14 protein-coding genes are annotated in these 19728 nt (G+C 63.1%); 12 read left to right on the plus strand and 2 right to left on the minus strand.

The genetic code is table 11. The features are described from left to right. The first annotated feature begins 63 nt into the window (after nucleotides 1-63). Nucleotides 64-1233, plus strand: coding sequence for a pyridoxal phosphate-dependent aminotransferase (locus ACSQ3G_RS16065; protein ID WP_436110734.1), 1170 nt, complete (start codon nucleotides 64-66; stop codon nucleotides 1231-1233). Nucleotides 1234-1261: 28 nt separating this feature from the next. Next, nucleotides 1262-1414, plus strand: a complete 153-nt coding sequence (locus tag ACSQ3G_RS16070; RefSeq protein WP_436110735.1) for a hypothetical protein — start codon at nucleotides 1262-1264, stop codon at nucleotides 1412-1414. 172 nt (nucleotides 1415-1586) lie between these two features. On the opposite strand, the gene ACSQ3G_RS16075 is transcribed toward ACSQ3G_RS16070, so the two are convergent. Beyond that, nucleotides 1587-4010: a DNA translocase FtsK gene (locus ACSQ3G_RS16075; RefSeq protein WP_436110736.1), complete on the minus strand. Its 2424-nt coding sequence runs from the start codon at nucleotides 4008-4010 to the stop codon at nucleotides 1587-1589. Between the two features lie 153 nt (nucleotides 4011-4163). On the opposite strand from ACSQ3G_RS16075, the gene ACSQ3G_RS16080 reads away from it, so the two are divergent. The 10 genes from ACSQ3G_RS16080 to cysG all read left to right on the plus strand — a co-directional run bounded on the left by ACSQ3G_RS16080 (nucleotide 4164) and on the right by cysG (nucleotide 17329). After that, nucleotides 4164-4751, plus strand: a complete 588-nt coding sequence (locus tag ACSQ3G_RS16080; RefSeq protein WP_038590280.1) for an ANTAR domain-containing response regulator — start codon at nucleotides 4164-4166, stop codon at nucleotides 4749-4751. 37 nt (nucleotides 4752-4788) lie between these two features. Next, entirely contained in the window at nucleotides 4789-6066 is a 1278-nt protein-coding gene (locus ACSQ3G_RS16085) for a CmpA/NrtA family ABC transporter substrate-binding protein (protein WP_436110737.1), read from the plus strand. A gap of 348 nt (nucleotides 6067-6414) precedes the next feature. After that, on the plus strand, nucleotides 6415-7713 hold the full coding sequence (locus ACSQ3G_RS16090) for a CmpA/NrtA family ABC transporter substrate-binding protein (RefSeq protein WP_436110738.1): 1299 nt from the start codon (nucleotides 6415-6417) through the stop codon (nucleotides 7711-7713). 62 nt (nucleotides 7714-7775) lie between these two features. Beyond that, entirely contained in the window at nucleotides 7776-8669 is an 894-nt protein-coding gene (gene ntrB / locus ACSQ3G_RS16095; protein WP_105419959.1) for a nitrate ABC transporter permease, read from the plus strand. 10 nt (nucleotides 8670-8679) lie between these two features. After that, the gene (locus tag ACSQ3G_RS16100; protein WP_436110739.1) at nucleotides 8680-9477 is read left to right on the plus strand and encodes an ABC transporter ATP-binding protein; all 798 of its coding nucleotides are present in this window, start codon (nucleotides 8680-8682) and stop codon (nucleotides 9475-9477) included. A gap of 5 nt (nucleotides 9478-9482) precedes the next feature. Then, nucleotides 9483-11933, plus strand: a complete 2451-nt coding sequence (gene nirB / locus ACSQ3G_RS16105; protein WP_046634188.1) for a nitrite reductase large subunit NirB — start codon at nucleotides 9483-9485, stop codon at nucleotides 11931-11933. A gap of 4 nt (nucleotides 11934-11937) precedes the next feature. Continuing rightward, on the plus strand, nucleotides 11938-12273 hold the full coding sequence (gene nirD / locus ACSQ3G_RS16110; RefSeq protein ID WP_105403091.1) for a nitrite reductase small subunit NirD: 336 nt from the start codon (nucleotides 11938-11940) through the stop codon (nucleotides 12271-12273). A gap of 47 nt (nucleotides 12274-12320) precedes the next feature. Beyond that, a complete protein-coding gene (locus ACSQ3G_RS16115) occupies nucleotides 12321-13172 on the plus strand; it encodes a formate/nitrite transporter family protein (RefSeq protein WP_436110740.1) in 852 nt (283 codons plus the stop codon). Nucleotides 13173-13203: 31 nt separating this feature from the next. Then, nucleotides 13204-15876, plus strand: a complete 2673-nt coding sequence (locus ACSQ3G_RS16120) for a nitrate reductase (protein WP_436111725.1) — start codon at nucleotides 13204-13206, stop codon at nucleotides 15874-15876. Continuing rightward, nucleotides 15848-17329: a siroheme synthase CysG gene (gene cysG, locus ACSQ3G_RS16125; RefSeq protein WP_436110741.1), complete on the plus strand. Its 1482-nt coding sequence runs from the start codon at nucleotides 15848-15850 to the stop codon at nucleotides 17327-17329. Before ACSQ3G_RS16120 ends, cysG begins: the two co-directional genes overlap by 29 nt. A 55-nt stretch (nucleotides 17330-17384) precedes the next feature. On the opposite strand, the gene ACSQ3G_RS16130 is transcribed toward cysG, so the two are convergent. Further along, nucleotides 17385-19721, minus strand: coding sequence for a polysaccharide biosynthesis tyrosine autokinase (locus tag ACSQ3G_RS16130; RefSeq protein WP_436110742.1), 2337 nt, complete (start codon nucleotides 19719-19721; stop codon nucleotides 17385-17387). Nucleotides 19722-19728 lie beyond the last annotated feature (7 nt).

Below are 19728 nucleotides of genomic sequence, written 5' to 3' on the forward strand. Positions count from 1 at the left end.
CCGCGGGCGCGGTTGGGCCAAGTCAGTTTTGCGACAAACCAGCCAGGACCGACAGGGCAATCCATGACAATCATCAGACCGGAGATCAGCGCCCGCGCCGCGGCAGCGCCCCGCAGCGGCATTGGCGAGATCGTCACCTATGCCCGAGGCCGCGAAAACCTGATGCCGCTCTGGATCGGCGAGGGCGATCTGCCGACGCCCGATTTCATCACCCGCGCCGCCAGCGAGGCGCTGCTTGCCGGCGAGACCTTCTACACCTGGACGCAAGGCATTCCGGCGCTGCGCGAGGCGATCGTGCGTTATTACCAGCGGCACTACGGGCGGGATCTGTCGGTCGACAATATTTACGTCACCGGCTCCGGCATGCAGTCGATCGTGCTCGCCATCCAGACCGTCGCCTCCGCTGGTGACGAGATCGTTTATCTCTCTCCCGCCTGGCCGAACGTCGTCAACGCCATCGGCGTTTCGGAAGCCAAGCCGGTCACCGTCGAGCTCGGCTTTACCGACGGCCGCTGGGTGCTCGACATCGACCGGCTGAAGGCGGCGATCACACCGAAGACCAGCGCCCTCTTCATCAACTCGCCCTCCAACCCGACCGGCTGGACCGCGACCCATGACGACCTCAAGGCCGTCCTCGAACTCGCCCGCAAGCACGGCCTGTGGATCGTCGCAGACGAGATCTACGGCCTCTATTATTTCGAAGGCGCCCGCGCGCCGTCCTTCATGGACGTCATGGAGCCGGAAGACCGGATCATCTTCGCCAATTCCTTCTCGAAGAACTGGTGCATGACCGGCTGGCGGGTCGGCTGGATGGTGGCCCCGGCGGAAATCGGCCAGACGCTGACCAACCTCATCCAGTATTCGACCTCGGGCGTCGCGCAGTTCATGCAGAAGGGCGCGATCGCCGCCCTTGAACAGGGGGACGACTTCGTCCGCACCAATATCGAACGGGCGCGAAAGTCACGCGACATCCTCTGCGACGCGCTGATCGCTACCAACCGTGTGGAAACGCTAAAACCCGCCGGTGCACTCTATGCCTTCCTGAAGATCGACGGCGTCACCGACAGCCGTGAAGAGGCTTTCAGGATCGTCGACAAGACCGGTGTCGGCCTTGCTCCGGGAACCGCGTTCGGGGCCGGCGGACAAGGTTTTATGCGCGCCTGTTTCCTGCGCGATCCGCTGCAGGTCGAGGATGCCGCAAACCGGCTCAGCGACTATATCCGCAGCCGGTGATCCGCCGGAGCCATCGATCCGGTGCCGCATGACCAGAATTCTATTGATCCTTGTCGTCACTCTGGCGAGCTTCGGTCCCGTCCGGGCCGGGGACGCCAAAGTCGAAGCCTGGGCCAAGGAGGCGTCGATGAAAGTCGGTACCGCAAGCAGTTTCCTGCCCTTCATCTGCCGGAAGCGGTAAGAACGTGACGATTTGGGCGGAACTTTCCACCCATCAACCCTCATTCCTGTGCTTGTCACAGGAATCCAGCAACCGCGCGTCGGCGCGGTGGAAGACTCCTCTCAGCCCAAAGACTTGGGCTGGCTGGATCCCTGTGACAAGCACAGGGATGAGGAGCCGGAGGGGGCACGCCTTAGTCCCCGAAATCCTCGGCCGTAGCGGAACGTCCGCCGGCAATGATCTCGCGTTTGCCGACATGGTTGGCCGGGCCGACCAGGCCTTCCTGCTCCATACGCTCCACCAGAGATGCCGCGCGGTTGTAACCGACCGAAAGGCGGCGCTGGATATAGGAGGTCGAGCACTTGCGGTCCTTCATGACCACTTTGACGGCCTTGTCGTAAAGCTCGTCGCTGTCGTCTCCGCCCATCGCGCTCTTGTCGAATACGGCTTCCTGGCTCGAACCGTCCTCGTCTTCCTCGTCGTCTTCATCCTCGGTAACCGTGCCCAGATAATCCGGCCGGCCTTGCGTCTTCAGGTGGCGGACCACCAGTTCGACTTCGGCGTCCGAAACGAACGGGCCGTGGACGCGGGAAATCCGCCCGCCGCCGGCCATATGCAGCATGTCGCCCTGACCGAGCAGGTGCTCTGCACCCTGTTCGCCGAGAATGGTGCGGCTGTCGATCTTCGACGTCACCTGGAAGGAGATGCGGGTCGGGAAATTCGCCTTGATCGTGCCGGTGATGACGTCGACGGACGGGCGCTGGGTCGCCATGATCACATGGATGCCGGCGGCACGCGCCATCTGCGCCAGGCGCTGGACCGCGCCTTCAATATCCTTGCCGGCGACCATCATCAGGTCGGCCATTTCGTCGATGATGACGACGATATAAGGCATCGGCGAGAGATCCATCTCCTGCTCTTCGTAGAGGATTTCGCCCGTCTGCCGGTCGAAGCCCGCCTGCACGCTGACGGTGATGACCTCGCCCTTTTCGCGGGCACCCGCGGCGCGCTGATTGTAGCCGTCGATATTGCGCACGCCGAGGCGCGACATCTTCTTGTAGCGATCCTCCATCTCGCGGACCGCCCATTTCAGCGCCAGGACGGCCTTCTTGGGATCGGTCACGACGGGGGTCAGCAGGTGCGGAATGCCGTCATAGACGGAAAGCTCCAGCATCTTCGGATCGATCATGATCAGCCGGCATTCCTCCGGCCGCAGCCGGTAGAGAAGCGACAGGATCATCGTGTTGATAGCGACCGACTTGCCCGAACCGGTGGTGCCGGCGACGAGCAGATGCGGCATCTTGGCGAGCTCGGCGATAACCGGTTCGCCGCCGATCGTCTTGCCGAGGCAGAGAGCCAGCCGGTGCTTGGTCTCCCAATAGTCCTCGCATTCGATCAGTTCACGGAAATACACGGTCTCGCGCGTCGCGTTCGGCAGTTCGATGCCGATCACGTTGCGGCCGGGCACCACGGCGACGCGGGCAGACAGAGCCGACATCGAGCGGGCGATATCGTCCGCAAGGCCGATGACCCGCGAGGATTTGACGCCCGGCGCCGGCTCGAATTCATAAAGCGTCACGACCGGACCGGGGCGCACGTCGATGATCTCGCCGCGGATGCCGAAATCCTCGAGAATGCTTTCGAGCAGGCCGGCGCTCTGCTGTAGGGCATCCGGCTGCATCGCCTGGCCACGTTCGCCCTGCGGCTCCTGAAGCAGTGAGATCGGCGGGAATTCGTATTCCGCTTCCGCCGGCCGGACGGTCCGCGGACGGGTGATTTCGGGTTGAGCGACGACCGGGGCCGCCGTGACCAGGGCGGGGGCGGGTGCCGGCACCTGTGCGACAGGGGCAGGCGCCGGTTCGACGACCGGTGCCCTGGCCTTCACCACGCGCTGCGGAGCGACCCGGACAGGTGCGACGGGCTCCGGCACCTTCACCGGCTCCGGCCTCGGAGACGGCGCAACGACTACGGTTCTGGCAACGCTCCTGCGCGGGACTTCACGATAAAGCGCCGTCACCGGTTCGCCCGGCTGCACCACGGCAGCCGCGATTGGCGGTTCGGCCGGCTGAACGCCCGTTTCCACAACGACCGGCCCCTCGAGTTCGAAGGGCATGGCGTCCCAGAAGGCGAAATCGGAGATCGCGATATCCTGGCGCGGCACCGCGATTGGCGCTGCCTCCTCAAGCCGCTCGGGCCGCGCGACGGCAGGCGTTTCCGGCACATGGTAACGCATCGTCGCCGCAAGCTGCTGCAGGCCCGCGATCTGTTCGATCGGGGCGGCGAGCGCCTCGCCGGGGACCTGCGAATCATCCGCGGCCGGGGTCAGGAACGCTTCGGACGGGATGATTTCGATCTGCTCGGCAACCGGCGCTTCGCCCTGCTCCGCAGGAGCCTGCCCGGCATTCGCCTTGCGGGCCAGCGCGCTTTCGGGCGTACGGGTGAACCGCACGTTCGGGGCCAGCCGGAACGCCGCCTGCCACGGCGCCTGCTCGATCGCCGACTGGTTGAGATCAGCCAGATTCTGGCGGCGAAGACCCGGCTGCGCCGGGTCGACAGCGTCGTCTTCGGCGTTGGAAAGGTCAGAACTCTGAGGATGATTATTGCGTGAGAACTGCATGACAACCAGACGAGATACGGGAAGGGCACATTCTCATAGGAAGTAGAAAATAAAGGTTAACTGGTCCTTTCCAAGCGGCGAATGATGTCATGAAATTGGTCGGAGTGCCGGTTGCCCTTGCCAAGATTGTTGCACTGCGTCATCACTATAAGAATGCCGGCACCCGATCTCACCATTCTGGTCATCGATGAAAATGCCATCCGCGCTTCCATCATCGAGGAAGGGCTGCGGGAGGCTGGGCATAGCAAAGTCACTGTCATCCACGAGGTCCAGGGCGTCGCGCGCATCATCGAAACGTTGAAGCCGGACGTTATCGTCATCGATATCGAGAACCCCAACCGCGACATGATGGAGCATCTGTTCCAACTGACCCGCACCGTCAGCCGGCCGATCGCCATGTTCGTCGACCGTTCCGATACGGCTCTGATCGAGGCCGCGATGGATGCGGGCGTTTCGGCCTATGTGGTCGACGGGTTGAAGAAGGAGCGCGTCAAGGCGATCCTCGACATGGCGGTCAGCCGCTTCAACGCCTTCAGCCGGCTTCAGCGGGAGCTCGCCGAGGCAAAATCGGCGCTCGAGGAGCGCAAGGTGATCGAGCGGGCCAAGGGCATTCTGATGAAGATGCGCGGCCTGTCGGAAGAAGACGCGTTTGCGCTGCTGCGCCAGACGGCAATGAACGAAAAGAAGAAGATGTCGGACATCGCTCAAAGCGTGGTCACGGCAGCGGGCCTGTTGATGTGATGGTTCCGAGCACCGAAATGTCCGGGAGAAAGCCGGAGTGAACATGATGATGAATACCGACCGATCCGGAAGCAACCTCTCCGCGCCCACCCGTTCGAACGGCGAGGGGCCGAAGGTCCTGCGCGCCGGGTTCATCCCGCTGGTCGATGCTTCCGTGCTGATCGCCGCCGCCGAATTCGGCTTTGCCGCCAAAGAGGGACTGACCCTCGATCTCGTCAAGGACGTGTCCTGGGCCAATGTCCGCGACCGCCTCGCCTTCCGCCAGTTCGACATCGCCCACATGCTGTCGCCGATGCCGGTCGCTTCCATGCTGGGGCTCGGTTCCAACCCCTCGCCCACCATCACGCCGTTTTCGCTCGGCCGCGGCGGCAATGCGATCACGCTTTCGACGCGGCTTTTCGAGCGCATGCGCGAGGTCGGCGGGATATCGGAAACCGCAGGCGCCCTGGAGAACGCAAAGGCGCTCGCCAGCGTGCTCGAAGCGATGAGGGAACGCGGCGAAGCACTGCCGATGTTCGGCGTGACCTATCCCTTCTCCTCCCACAACTACGAATTCCGCTACTGGCTCGCCGCCGGCGGAATAGACCCGGACAGGGATGTGAAACTCGTCGTCGTGCCCCCACCGATGACCTCCGATGCACTGGCAGCCGGCGCCATCGACGGCTTCTGTGTCGGCGCGCCGTGGAACATGGTCGCGTCCGAACGCGGGGTCGGCCGGATTGTCGCCGCCAAGCACGATATCTGGCCCTCGGCACCGGAAAAAGTGATCGCCATGCGGCCGGAATGGGCGGAAAGCCATCCCGAAACCGTCTCCCGTCTCATCGTCGCGCTCGATGCCGCGGCCCGCTGGTGCGACAGGGCGGAGAACCATGACGCGCTGGCGGAGGTCTTGGCCGGTCCGCGCTTCATCGGTGCCCCGGTCAATATCATCCGTCACGTATTGTCCGGCGAATTCAGCCTTGATGCCAAGGGCAACCGCCGCGTCATCGCCGACTACTTCACCTTCCACCGCGGATTTGCCAACTATCCGCGGCCGAGCCATGCACTGTGGCTCTACAGCCAGATGATCCGCTGGGGTCAGATCGAATTCAGCGAACAAGGCCTACGGGCAGCGGCGGCTGCCTATCGCCCCGATCTCTACCGGGCCGCCCTTGGCATCGGCCCGACTGAACCAGACGTCGGCATCGAAGGGGACCGAAGCGGTGACCGCTTCATGGACGGCCATGTGTTCGACCCCTCGAACATGATGGATTACGTCCGAGATTTCGCCGTCCGAAGCTCTCTCCCTGCCCATTCGGACCGCCAGGACGTCTGAAATTCCGGCAGGCGCTGCACAGCATTTGGCGCCTTCAGTTTGGCAATCGCACAAAAATATTGCAGCGCGATAAGCTGCCGACAATTTAAGCCAAAACTTTCACAACCGAAATTTTGTTGTTTTTCAGCGACCTAGCATGGCGCTCGAAAACTGGCACGGCCTTTGCTTATTAGAAATTGCTCCGGTCAATGGCGACTGGAGCAGTTAGGCGCGTGATAAGCGCTTTCAAAGACATCGACGTCGCAAGGTTTTTGCTGCCCGGAACTCCTCCCAGTTCCCAGGCGCGCGATCTCCGAGCGGCGTTTTTTTTGTGCCTAATTCCTAAGAACCAGCAGAGGGAACCTGCGCATGACTAAGATTTTGATGAGCGGCATCACCCGTCGCAGCCTGATCAAGACGACAGCTACCGCCGCCCTCATCGGCGCCGTCAAGACCGCATTCCCGTCCGGCGCCTTCGCAGCCGGGGCCGGCCCCGAGGTGAAGGGCATCAAGCTCGGCTACATCGCGCTCACCGACGCCGCCCCGCTGGTCATCGCCAAGGAGAAGGGTTTCTTCGACAAGCACGGCCTTCCCGAAGTCGATGTCGCCAAGCAGGCATCCTGGGGTGCGACCCGCGACAACCTCGTGCTCGGCGGTGCCGCGAACGGCATCGACGGCGCCCATATCCTCTCGCCGCTTCCCTACCTGATGCACACCGGCAAGGTGACCCAGAACAACAAGCCTGTACCGATGGCAGTCCTCGCCCGCCTCAATCTCGATAGCCAGGGCATTTCGGTCGCCAAGGAATATGCCGAGACAGGCGTACAGCTCGATGCCTCCAAGCTGAAGGCGGCGTTCGACAAGAAGAAGGCCGAAGGCAAGGAAATCAAGGCGGCGATGACCTTCCCGGGCGGCACCCACGACCTCTGGATCCGCTACTGGCTCGCCGCCGGCGGCATCGATCCGAACAAGGACGTCTCGACCATCGTCGTGCCGCCGCCGCAGATGGTGGCGAACATGAAGGTCGGCAACATGGACGTCTTCTGTGTCGGCGAACCCTGGAACGAACAGCTCGTCAACCAGGGCATCGGCTTCACGGCGGCCACCACCGGCGAACTCTGGAAGGGCCATCCGGAAAAGGCGCTCGGCGTGCGCGCCGACTGGATCGAGAAGAACCCGAACGCCGCCAAGGCCCTGCTGATGGCTGTCATGGAAGCCCAGCAATGGTGCGAAAGCATGGACAACAAGGCGGAGATGGCCGAAATCCTCGGGCGCCGTCAGTGGTTCAACGTGCCGCCGAAGGACGTCCTCGGTCGCCTGAAGGGCGACATCAACTACGGCAACGGCCGTGTCGCCAATGGCACCGACCTCTACATGAAGTTCTGGAAGGACGGCGCGTCCTACCCGTTCAAGAGCCACGACAGCTGGTTCATGGCCGAGAACATCCGCTGGGGCTACCTGCCTGCCAATACCGACATCAAGGCGCTGGTCAACCAGGTGAACCGCGAGGACATCTGGCGCACCGCCGCCAAGGATCTCGGGGTCGCGGCAGCCGACATCCCGGCCTCCTCTTCACGCGGCAAGGAAACCTTCTTCGACGGCAAGGTCTTCGATCCGGAAAACCCCTCGGCCTATCTCGACAGCCTTTCGATCAAGGCGGCGTCCTGATTTCCCCACCTCCGGCGCGTGGACGCACGCGCCGGCCTTTTCCCTTTCTAAGGAGCGCGCAGATGTCCGCCCTGGCAAAAAAAGAAAATGTTTCCGCAGTCGCTACGGCAAAGCCGGCAGCAACGATCGTCCCCTTTTCCGGCAAGCCCGTATCGAGGATCGATTTCAAGCAGATCGGCATGACGACGCTGCGCAACGTTGTGCCGCCGGTTATCGTGCTGGCGCTGATCCTGCTCGTCTGGCAGGTCCTCTGTTCGGCGCCGAATGCCTCGCTCCCCTCGCCGCATGTGGTCTGGACGGAAGCCTATGACCTGATCGCCTATCCGTTCTTCGTCTACGGTTCGCAGGATATCGGGCTCGGCTGGCGGGTACTGGTCTCGCTGCAGCGCGTCGCCTACGGGTTCGGCCTCGCCGCCGTGACCGGCGTCATCGTCGGTGCGATCATCGGACAATCGATCTGGGCGATGCGCGGTCTCGACCCGATCTTCCAGGTACTGCGCACCGTGCCGCCGCTCGCCTGGCTGCCGCTGTCGCTCGCAGCCTTCCAGGATTCGAGCCCCTCTGCGATCTTCGTGATCTTCATCACCTCGATCTGGCCGGTGATCATCAACACCGCCGTCGGGGTTCGCAACATCCCGCAAGACTATCGCAACGTCGCGCAGGTGCTGCGGCTGAACCAGATCGAATTCTTCTTCAAGATCATGCTGCCATCGGCCGCCCCCTACATCTTCACGGGCCTCAGGATCGGCGTCGGCCTCTCCTGGCTCGCCATCGTCGCAGCCGAGATGCTCACCGGCGGCGTCGGCATCGGCTTCTTCATCTGGGATGCGTGGAACTCGTCGCGCCTGCCCGACATCATCGTCGCGCTCGCCTATATCGGCATCGTCGGCTTCGCCCTCGACAAGCTGGTTTCCGCGCTCGGCAAGATCATCACCCGCGGCGCTTCGGCAAACTGAGGAGCGGACCATGAACGCCTACCTGAAGCTCGATCATATCGACAAACATTTCGACCGCGGCGGCAATCGAGCCGAGGTTCTGAAGGACATCAACCTGACGATCTCCAAGGGGGAATTCGTCTCGATCATCGGCCATTCCGGCTGCGGCAAGTCCACGCTGCTCAACCTCATTGCCGGGCTGACACCCGTCTCGGCGGGCGCTGTGCTGCTCGAAAACCGCGAGGTCAACGCACCGGGTCCGGAACGCGCCGTCGTTTTCCAGAACCATTCGCTGCTGCCCTGGCTGACGGTCTACGAAAACGTCAATCTCGCCGTCTCGAAAGTCTTCGGCCGCACCAAGACCAAGGCGCAGCGGCATGACTGGGTCATGGAAAACCTGGACCTCGTGCAGATGGCTCACGCCAAGGACAAGCGCCCGGCGGAAATATCCGGCGGCATGAAGCAGCGCGTCGGCATTGCCCGGGCTCTGTCCATGGAACCGAAGATTCTGCTGCTCGACGAGCCCTTCGGCGCCCTCGACGCCCTGACGCGCGCCCATCTGCAGGACGCGGTCATGGAGATCCACAGCCGTCTCGGCAACACCATGGTGATGATCACCCACGATGTCGACGAAGCGGTACTGCTTTCCCACCGCATCGTGATGATGACGAACGGCCCTGCCGCCAAGATCGGCGAAGTGCTCGACGTGCCGATCGCACGTCCGCGCAACCGCATCGAGCTTGCTTCCGACCGCACGTATCTCAAGTGCCGCGAGGCAGTCCTGAAATTCCTCTACGAACGCCACCGCTTCGTCGAAGCCGCGGAGTAAGAACCATGACAGAAAAACTCATCATCATCGGCAATGGCATGGCGCCGGGACGCATGCTGGAGCATCTCTTCGAACAGGCGCCCGGCCGCTACGAAGTCACGATCTTCAATGCCGAACCGCGCGTCAATTACGACCGCATCATGCTTTCGCCGGTGCTTTCCGGCGAAAAGAGCTTCGAGCAGATCGTTATCCATGGCGACGGCTGGTACATCGACCACGGCATCACGCTCTACAAGGGCCACAAGATCGTCGCGATCGACCGTGCGGCGAAGACCGTTACCTCCGATCACGGCGTCACCGAAAGCTACGACAAGCTGGTGATCGCCACCGGCTCGGTGCCGTTCATCATCCCCGTACCGGGCAAGGATTTGCCGGGCGTCATCACCTATCGCGACCTCGACGACGTCCAGGCCATGCTTCTCGCCGCCCAGTCGCGCGAAAAGGCGATCGTCATCGGCGGCGGCCTGCTCGGCCTCGAAGCAGCCGCCGGCCTCGCCCAGCGTGGGATGGACGTGACCGTGCTGCACGTGATGCCGACGCTGATGGAGCGCCAGCTCGATCCGGCCGCCGGTTACCTGCTGCAGAAGGCCGTCGAAGAGCGCGGCATCAAGGTGATCTGCAAGGCCAATACCAAACAGATCATCGGCAATGGCAAGGTCGAGGGCGTCGAACTCGACAACGGCACGATCATTCCGGCGACCCTGGTGGTGATGGCGGTCGGTATCCGCCCGAGCGCCGGCCTCGCCAAGGAAGCAGGCCTCGCGGTCAATCGCGGCATCGTCGTCGATGCGGGAATGCAGACATCCGACGGCGACATCTATTCCATCGGCGAATGCGCCGAAGTGGGCGGCATGGTGTACGGCCTCGTCGCACCGCTCTACGAGATGGCCCGCATCGCGGCGTCGCATCTGGCGGGCGACACCAAGCCGGCCTTCGTGCATTCCGACACGCCGACAAAGCTCAAGGTCACCGGCATCGACCTCTATTCGCTCGGCGACTTCGCCGATGGCGACGACCGGCAGGAAATCGTGCTGCGCGATGCCACCGCCGGCATCTATAAGCGCCTCGTTCTGAAGGACAACCGCATCATCGGCACGGTCCTTTACGGCGAGACCTCCGATGGCGCCTGGTTCAACGACCTGAAGAAGAAGGCGACCGATATCTCGGAGATGCGCGACACGCTGATCTTCGGCCAGGCCTACCAGGGAGGGTCCCCGCTGGACCCTATGGCGGCCGTTGCAGCCTTGCCGGATGATGCGGAAATCTGCGGCTGCAACGGCGTCTGCAAGGGCAAGATCACCTCGACGATCACCGCCAAGGGCCTGACATCGCTTGACGACGTGCGTGCCCACACCAAGGCCTCCGCCTCCTGCGGCACCTGCACCGGCCTCGTCGAACAGCTGATGGCGATCACGCTTGGCGATGCCTACAATCCGAAGGCCGTGCAGCCGATGTGCACCTGCACCGAACTCGGCCATGACGACGTGCGCCGCCTGATCAAGGCAAAGGGCCTGAAGACCATCCCTGCGGTCATGCAGGAACTGGAATGGAAGACCTCCTGTGGCTGCGCCAAATGCCGCCCGGCGCTCAACTACTACCTCGTCTGCGACTGGCCGGATGAATATGCCGACGATTACCAGTCGCGCTACATCAACGAACGCGTCCACGCCAACATCCAGAAGGACGGCACCTATTCCGTCGTGCCGCGGATGTGGGGCGGCGTCACCAATTCGCAGGAATTGAGGGCGATCGCCGACGTCGTCGATAAGTTCGAGATACCGATGGTGAAGGTCACCGGCGGTCAGCGCATCGACCTTCTTGGCATCGAGAAGGAAGACCTGCCCGCCGTCTGGGCCGATCTCGGCAAGGCCGGCTTCGTCTCCGGCCAGGCCTATGCCAAGGGCCTGCGCACGGTAAAGACCTGCGTCGGCTCCGATTGGTGCCGCTTCGGCACGCAGGATTCCACCGGCCTCGGCATCCGCATCGAGAAATTCATGTGGGGCTCCTGGACGCCAGCCAAGCTGAAGCTGGCCGTCTCGGGGTGTCCGCGCAACTGTGCGGAAGCGACCTGCAAGGATATCGGCGTCATCTGCGTGGACTCGGGCTTCGAGATCCATTTCGCCGGCGCCGCGGGCCTCGACATCAAGGGCACCGAAGTGCTCGGACTGGTGAAGACCGAGGACGAGGCGCTCGAATACATCGTCGCGCTGACGCAGATGTACCGCGAACAGGGCCGCTATCTCGAGCGCATCTACAAATGGGCAAAGCGCATCGGCCTCGACGAAATCCGCCGGCAGATCATGACCGATACGGAGAAGCGCGAGGCCTATTACGAGCGCTTCGTCTTCTCCCAGAAGTTCGCCCAGGTCGACCCGTGGTCGGAGCGTGTCTCCGGCAAGGACAAACACGAGTTCCGGCCGATGGCGACGGTCGGCTACCCGCATGCAGCCGAGTGAGGAGATGAGCATGAACTGGATCGCGATCGGCAAGCTGACCGACATTCCGCTCCGCGGCGCGCGCTGCGTGAAAACGCCCCAAGGCAAGATCGGCGTGTTCCGCACCGCCGAAAACCAGGTCTTCGCCATCGAGGATCACTGCCCTCACAAGGGTGGACCGCTCAGCCAGGGCATCGTGCACGGCACCTCGGTGACGTGTCCGCTGCACAACTGGGTGATTTCGCTCGAAACCGGCAAGGCGCTCGGCGCCGACGAAGGCTCGGTCCGGACCATCCGGCTCGAACTGCGCGGCGAAGACATCTTCATGGCACTCGAAGAACAGTTGGCCGCAGCCGAATAATCGGCGCGGCCCTTACCGACGATCTACTCTAGGGAGACAAGAAAAAAATGTCCTATGTGCATCCCACTGAATTCGTGACGAAGATGATCGATGCCGGCGAGGCAAAGGTCTTGATGTCCACGCGCGACACCCTGATCCGGGCTTTCATGGCGGGCGCCATTCTTGCGCTTTCCGCCGCCTTCGCCGTCACCATCACGGTGCAGACCGGCAACGCTCTCGCCGGTGGCATCCTCTTCCCGGTCGGCTTCTGCCTTCTCTACCTCATGGGCTTCGATCTCCTGACGGGCGTCTTCACGCTTACACCGCTCGCCCTGATCGACAAGCGGCCGGGTGTGACCGCCGGCGGCGTGATGCGCAACTGGACGCTCGTCTTCGTCGGCAATTTCGCCGGCGCCTTCCTTGTTGCGGTGATGATGGCGATCATCTTCACCTTCGGCTTCAGCGAGGCACCAAACGAAGTCGGCCAGAGGATCGGTCATATCGGCGAAGGCCGCACGCTCGGTTATGCGGCACACGGCGCGGCGGGCATGCTGACGCTCTTCGTCCGCGGCGTTCTCTGCAACTGGATGGTTTCGACCGGCGTCGTTGCCGCGATGATGTCGACCTCCGTGTCCGGCAAGGTCATCGGCATGTGGATGCCGATCATGCTGTTCTTCTACATGGGCTTCGAACATTCCATCGTGAACATGTTCCTGTTCCCCTCCGGCCTGCTGCTGGGCGGCAAGTTCTCGATCATGGATTACCTGATCTGGAACGAAATCCCGACCGTCATCGGCAATCTTGTCGGCGGCCTCACCTTCGTCGGCCTCACCCTCTATTCGACCCATGGCCGAAAGAAGAGCAAACAGAGCGTTCCGGCCAGCCATATCAGCAATCCCGCTGGCGTTCCGGCGGAGTGAACCGATGGGGGCGGGTCTTCTGGAAACGGAAATGCAGTCGGGTGGAAACACCACCAAGACGACCTGCCCCTATTGCGGCGTCGGCTGCGGCGTCATCGCTACGGTGGCGGACAACGGCGCCGTGACGGTCAAAGGCGATCCCGAGCATCCGGCCAATTTCGGCCGGCTCTGTTCCAAGGGATCGGCGCTGGCGGAAACCATCGATCTCGATGGGCGTGTCCTCGTCCCCGAGATCCTCGGCCGGCAGACGGACTGGAACGAGGCGCTCGATCTCGTCGCCGAAAAATTCTCGAAAACCATCGCCGAACACGGACCGGATTCCGTTGCCTTTTATGTCTCCGGCCAGTTGCTGACCGAAGACTATTACGTCGCCAACAAGCTGATGAAGGGCTTCATCGGCTCGGCAAATATCGACACCAATTCCAGGCTTTGCATGTCTTCGTCCGTCGCCGGCCACCGCCGCGCTTTCGGATCCGATACCGTTCCCGGCACCTACGAGGACATCGAACTCGCCGATCTGGTCATCCTCACCGGCTCCAATCTCGCCTGGTGTCATCCGGTGATCTATCAGCGGCTCGCAGCGGCCAAGACCGCGCGGCCGGACATGAAGATCGTCGTCATCGATCCGCGCCGGACGATGACCTGCGATATCGCCGACCTGCATCTGGGCATCCGGCCGGATGGCGACGTGGCGCTGTTCATGGGCCTGCTCGCCCACCTCGCGCAAAGCCCGGCAATCGACCAGAACTATATCGCCGCACATACGCAAGGGTTCGACGAAGCCTTTGCCGCCGCTTCCGCGCTTTCCTTCACCGAACTGATGGAGCGGACGGGCCTGCCGGCGATGCAGCTTCGCGAGTTCTTTGACCTGTTCGAGACGACGGAAAAGGTCGTCACCTGCTACAGTCAGGGCGTCAACCAATCGGCGTCGGGTACGGACAAGGTCAACGCCATCATCAACTGCCATCTGGCGACCGGCCGCATCGGCCTGCCGGGCACCGGTCCCTTTTCGCTGACCGGCCAGCCGAATGCGATGGGTGGCCGCGAGGTCGGCGGTCTCGCCAACATGCTCGCCGCCCATATGGCGATCGAAAGCGCGGACGATCGTGACCGCGTGCAGCGTTTCTGGGCCTCGCCGCGGATTGCCGAAAAGCCGGGCCTGAAGGCCGTGGACATGTTCCGCGCCGTCGCCGACGGACGGATCAAGGCACTGTGGATCATGGCCACCAATCCGGTGGTTTCGATGCCGGATGCCGATGCGGTCGAGGCTGCCATCAAAGCCTGTCCTTTCGTGGTGGTCTCCGACATTCTTCGGGACACCGATACGGCCCGCCACGCGCATGTCCTGCTGCCCTCGGTCGGCTGGGGTGAAAAGGACGGCACTGTCACCAATTCGGAACGCCGCATCTCCCGCCAGCGCTGGTTTCTGTCCGCACCCGGCGAAGCCAAAGCCGATTGGTGGCAGATGGCAGAAGTCGGCCAGCGCATGGGCTTTGACGGCTTCGATTATCAATCTGCGGCTGAGATCTTCGCCGAACATGCGGCACTTTCGGCCTTCGAGAACGAGGGCAGCCGGGATTTCGATATCGGAGCGTGTGTCGAAATCGGCGAAGAGGGATACGATGCACTGGCGCCCTTTCAGTGGCCCGCTCCGCTGGAAAATCCTGCCCTCGGGGGTAGCGACAAGCGCTTTTTCGCCGATGGCGGCTTCTATCACCCCGACCGCAAGGCACGTTTCATCGCCGTCCAGGCACCGGCCACCGACCGCACGAACGAAGAATACCCGCTGACGCTGAACACCGGCCGCATCCGCGACCATTGGCACACGATGACGCGAACGGCGAAAAGTGCCCGGCTTTCCGGCCATATCGCCGAGCCCTTTGCGGAACTCCATCCGCGCGATGCGATGGAACTCAGCATTCGCGGCGCCGGCCTGGTCGAGCTCGAAAGCCCGCACGGCAAGGCAATCGTCCGGGCGCTGGTCACCGAACGCCAGGCCCGTGGAAACCTCTTCGTGCCGATGCACTGGAACGACCAGTTCGCCGCAAGGGCGCGCATCGATGCGCTGGTCGCACCTGTCACCGACCCGTTTTCCGGTCAACCGGCCTCGAAGAACATAGCGATCGCCGCTCGGCCGTTCGCCGCTTGCTTCTACGGCTTTGCCGTTTCCGCCTCGAAACCCTTGAACCCACAGGCGGGTTACTGGGCGCTCGCCAAGGCCGACGGCGGCTGGCGGATCGAACTCGCGTTCGCGGACCCGGTCGAGGACTGGGTGGCCTGGTGCCGGGGAGCATTCGGCATCCCGGCCGAGATCGAGCCGCTCGGTTATGCCGACCATCAGTCCGGCGATCTGCGCCTCGCCTTTTTCGACGGCGGAAAGCTGCTCGCAGCTCTTTTCCTTGCGAACGAGCCGGTCGCCGTCGCGCGCAACTGGGCAATCGGCCAGCTTGCCGCCGAACATACCGATCTGCGCAAGCGCTTTGCGATCGTTGCCGGACGCCCCGGAGCCGACCAGCCGGATCCCGGCGCCACAGTCTGCTCCTGCTTTTCGGTTGGCGTCAACCGGATCATCGGCGCGGTCCGGACGGGTTGCCACAGCGTCGAGGCGGTCGGCAAGGAAACCAATGCCGGCACCAATTGCGGCTCCTGCCGCGCTGAAATCAGGGGGATCATCGATGGATGTCTTGCAGCAGCTGCGGAATGAAGCATCTCCTGATCGCGGCGCTCGCATGGCGCCGCTTGCGAAGCTCCCGGTCTTCTGGGCGCTCGAAGGCAGGCCCGTCATCGTTGCCGGTGGGTCGGATGCAGCGGCCTGGAAAGCTGAGCTGCTCGCTGCCTGCGGCGCCAATGTGCATGTCTATGCGGACAGGCTTTCCGAGACATTCGAAAAGCTGATCGAACGCGGGGCGGAACATCCGCAGGGTCGCTTTATTCATCATCTAAACGTGTGGGACGCTTCGATTTTCGAGGGCGCAGCGATCGCGATTGCGGATTGCGACGATGAGGACGAGGCGCAGGCGTTTTTCGACGCTGCCCGCGCGGCCGGCGTGCCGGTCAATGTCATCGACAAACCCGCCTTCTGCCAGTTCCAGTTCGGCTCGATCGTCAACCGCTCGCCGGTCGTCGTATCCATTTCAACCGATGGCGCGGCGCCGATCCTGGCGCAGGCAATCCGCCGTCGTATCGAAACCCTGCTGCCGGCCTCGTTGAAAACTTGGGCGGAGCTCGCCCAGTCGCTCAGGGAAAAGATCAACGACCGCCTGGCGCCCGGCCCGCAGCGAAGAGCCTTCTGGGAACGTTTCGTGGACCGCGCCTTCGGCAGCGAACCGGGCTCGGGCAGCGAAGCCGCAATCCTCGCCGATGCCGGCCGCGTCGCATCCTCGGCCCAGAAGGGCCGTGTCACCCTTGTCGGCGCCGGCCCCGGCGATGCCGAACTTCTGACGCTAAAGGCGGTGCGTGCCCTGCAGGCGGCCGACGTCATCCTGTTCGACGATCTCGTCTCCGACGAGGTGCTGGAGCTCGCACGCCGCGAGGCGAAACGAATGCTGGTGGGAAAACGCGGTGGCCGGGTAAGCTGCCGCCAGGAAGACATCAACGACATGCTGGTGAAGTTCGCCAAGGCGGGCAAACGTGTCGTCCGCCTGAAATCCGGCGATCCGATGGTCTTTGGCCGCGCCGGAGAGGAAATCGCCTGCCTGGAACGCGAAGGCATCCCCGTCGACGTCGTGCCGGGCATCACTTCGGCGAGCGCCATGGCCTCGCGGCTCGGCGTGTCGCTGACCCATCGCGACCATGCGCAGGGCGTCCATTTCGTCACCGGCCATTCGCGCAAGGGCGTGCTGCCGGACAATCTGGACTGGAAAAGCCTCGCCGACCCGCGAACCACGACCATCTATTACATGGCGGGACGCACCGCGGGCGAGATCGTGAGCAAGCTGACGGACGCCGGCATGACGCACGACATGCCGGTCGTGATCGTCAGCGCGGTGACGCGGCCGAACGAGCGGCGCTGGGCCGGGCGTCTGAGCGACATGGCTGCGGCCATGGCAGAGATCGGTATCGATGAACCCGTACTGATCGGCATCGGCCACGTATTTCGCAAGGTCGATTTCGCCGATTGCACGCAGTGGAGCGACCAGGCCGCGGCAAGCGCCTGACGAAAAAGGGGCGGTAAAAACCGCCCCTTTAATCACATGTCAGCTGAATCATAGGTCAGCGTGGCGCCGAGGCCGAACCTTCCTTGTAATATGAGACGTAGCTGCTGTGCAGCCGCTCCGGCGAGCCCGGATCGGCATAGCGGTGCAATTCCGACATCTCCGTCTTGTTGAGGATCACGCCCACCGTTTTCGAGGCGATCTGCGGTTCGGACCGGATGATGGACTGCACCGCCTTCGCAGGGGTCACGCCCCACTCGGTGACGAAGACGAAACCGTCGACATAGGGCTCGAAGGCCTTGGCATCGATGACCGGCAGGAGCGGCGCCAGATCGACGACGATGACGTCGAACGTATCCTTGATGCTTTCGAGGAAATGGCTCATGCCGGAAGAAGCGAGAAGTTCGCTCGTATGGGCGAGCTGCTTGCTGCGCGTCGTCATCGGCAGGATCGTCAGGCGCGATCGGCGGTCGACACGCGCGGCATTGGTCCATGGCGTCTGCTGGAGCACTACTTCGACCAGTCCGACTTCCGGCTCCGAGGCCAGCATGCGGCTGAGACCCGGATTGCGCAGGTCGGCGTCGATCACCAGCGTGCGAACGCCCGTCGAGGCGATCAGCCCGGCGAAATTGGCGGCGACCATGGATTTCCCTTCGCCCGGCAGGCAGGAGACCACGCCGATCACCCGGCACTTCCGCTCCTGCAGCATGATATCGCAGGCGAGCTTGGCATTGCGCAGCGTCTCGGCGAACTGAGACCGTGGCGCCTCGACCGCGACCCGCATCAAGCGACGGAACGAGATCGGGTTGCCGGGAGGTGCTCCCGCTGCTTCGGCATCGGTCGGTGCCGGCGGTGGCGTTTCCTCCGCACTGGCGCCGCTCACTTTCGGCAGGTAGCCGAGGAAGCGAAGACCCAGTTTCTCCTGCACGTCGTCACCGGTCCGGAAGAACCGCTCGCGGAATTCCAGAAGCGTTGCCGCGGCTCCGCCGATCAGCAGGCCGAGCACGATGGAGAGCGCCATGGTCAGCGTCTTGCGCGGGCTGGACGGGGCCGTCGGCAGACCGGCATCGGAGATCACGCGGGCCTTGGCGATCGGGAAGGATTGCCGCTGCGTCGCTTCTTCGAAGCGTCCGAGATAGGATTCATAGAGCGTCTTCAGCGCCGCCGCCCTCTGCTCCAGTTCACGCAGCTGGACCATCGAGACATTCGCTTCCGAATTGCGGCCCGCGACCCGGTCGATACTTTCACGCAGCGATTTTTCGCGCGAACTCGCCACCTCGAACACGTTGCGGAAGCTGCCGGTCAATTGCTGCAGCTCGCGGTAAATCTGCTGCGCGAGTTCGCTCTTTTCCGTCTTGAGCGCGACCGCCTGCGGATGGTTGGCACCGAACTGCTGGATGATGCCCTGCTCGCGGTCGGAAATGTTGATGTAACGCTTGCGGAGGTCCTGAATGACCGTGTTGTCGGTATCGCGAGCCGAAATGACGGCATTCTGAACGGCCGCGTCAGGCCCCTTGTCGATGATCGCCTGATATTGATTATAGCGTGCCGAAGCGGTCGCTGCATCGGCCTGCGCCACGATCAACTGGCTGTTGAGATCCGAAAGCTGCTGTGTCGACAGGAGTTCGCCGCGCGGCGAAACCAGACCGTGCTGGGTCTTGAATTGCTCGACGGCAAGCGAGGCCTGCTGCGAACGGCTGTTGAGATCGTTCAGGCGCTCCTGCAGCCAGAGCGAAGCCCGCTCCGTCGCATCGAAATTGGCGTTGAGCTGTTCGGTGAGATAAGATTCCGCATAGGTCCGCGTGATCATCGCGGCAAGCTGCGGATCCGGCGAACGAACGGACAGTGCGATCACCGAGCTGCGACCGACACGCTCGACGGTCAGCGATTGCTGCAGGACAGCCGCCGCCTTTTCGCGCCGGCCCATCCGGATATCCTCTTCGGAAGCCGGCGGACTGCCGGGGGTCAGAAGCGCGACGACGCTGCGGATGGCGCCCTTGGCAAGATCGACCGGCGACTGCGGCGGATTGACCACCGTGTCGTTCTGATCGAGCTTGGCCTTGTCTACCACCCTCACCGCCAATGCCTTGGATTTCAGGATCTCGACTGCGCTCGACATGCGGTTGTCGATCTGTTGGGCCGACTGGCTGTCCTGCGCGTCGTCAGCATAACGGGAAAGGTTCTCGTCGATGAGGATCTGCGTCAGGGCGGTGTAGATCGGCTGCGCCATCACCAGGTAGAGCCCGGCAAGGGCAACGGTGGCGATGAGGCAGACGACGACGATCCCCGAACGACGGATCGCAGCCGCCCAGAGCTTATCGAGATCGATGAACGTATCGTTATCCCGCGTTTCGCTCGGGAATATCGTTCTCGGTCGGAAGTTTACCTGATCCATAGGGCCC

The organism is Neorhizobium tomejilense (assembly GCF_964254135.1).
Classification (GTDB): Bacteria; Pseudomonadota; Alphaproteobacteria; order Rhizobiales; family Rhizobiaceae; genus Neorhizobium; species Neorhizobium tomejilense.

Bases quoted from the DNA above. Each gene is read 5' to 3' on its own strand.
- ACSQ3G_RS16065 (WP_436110734.1), top strand. From the start codon at position 64: ATGACAATCATCAGACCGGAGATCAGCGCCCGCGCCGCGGCAGCGCCC.
- ACSQ3G_RS16070 (WP_436110735.1), top strand. From the start codon at position 1,262: ATGACCAGAATTCTATTGATCCTTGTCGTCACTCTGGCGAGCTTCGGT.
- ACSQ3G_RS16075 (WP_436110736.1), bottom strand. From the start codon at position 4,010: ATGCAGTTCTCACGCAATAATCATCCTCAGAGTTCTGACCTTTCCAAC.
- ACSQ3G_RS16080 (WP_038590280.1), top strand. From the start codon at position 4,164: ATGCCGGCACCCGATCTCACCATTCTGGTCATCGATGAAAATGCCATC.
- ACSQ3G_RS16090 (WP_436110738.1), top strand. From the start codon at position 6,415: ATGACTAAGATTTTGATGAGCGGCATCACCCGTCGCAGCCTGATCAAG.
- ntrB (WP_105419959.1), top strand. From the start codon at position 7,776: ATGTCCGCCCTGGCAAAAAAAGAAAATGTTTCCGCAGTCGCTACGGCA.
- ACSQ3G_RS16100 (WP_436110739.1), top strand. From the start codon at position 8,680: ATGAACGCCTACCTGAAGCTCGATCATATCGACAAACATTTCGACCGC.
- nirB (WP_046634188.1), top strand. From the start codon at position 9,483: ATGACAGAAAAACTCATCATCATCGGCAATGGCATGGCGCCGGGACGC.
- nirD (WP_105403091.1), top strand. From the start codon at position 11,938: ATGAGCATGAACTGGATCGCGATCGGCAAGCTGACCGACATTCCGCTC.
- ACSQ3G_RS16115 (WP_436110740.1), top strand. From the start codon at position 12,321: ATGTCCTATGTGCATCCCACTGAATTCGTGACGAAGATGATCGATGCC.
- ACSQ3G_RS16120 (WP_436111725.1), top strand. From the start codon at position 13,204: ATGCAGTCGGGTGGAAACACCACCAAGACGACCTGCCCCTATTGCGGC.
- cysG (WP_436110741.1), top strand. From the start codon at position 15,848: ATGGATGTCTTGCAGCAGCTGCGGAATGAAGCATCTCCTGATCGCGGC.
- ACSQ3G_RS16130 (WP_436110742.1), bottom strand. From the start codon at position 19,721: ATGGATCAGGTAAACTTCCGACCGAGAACGATATTCCCGAGCGAAACG.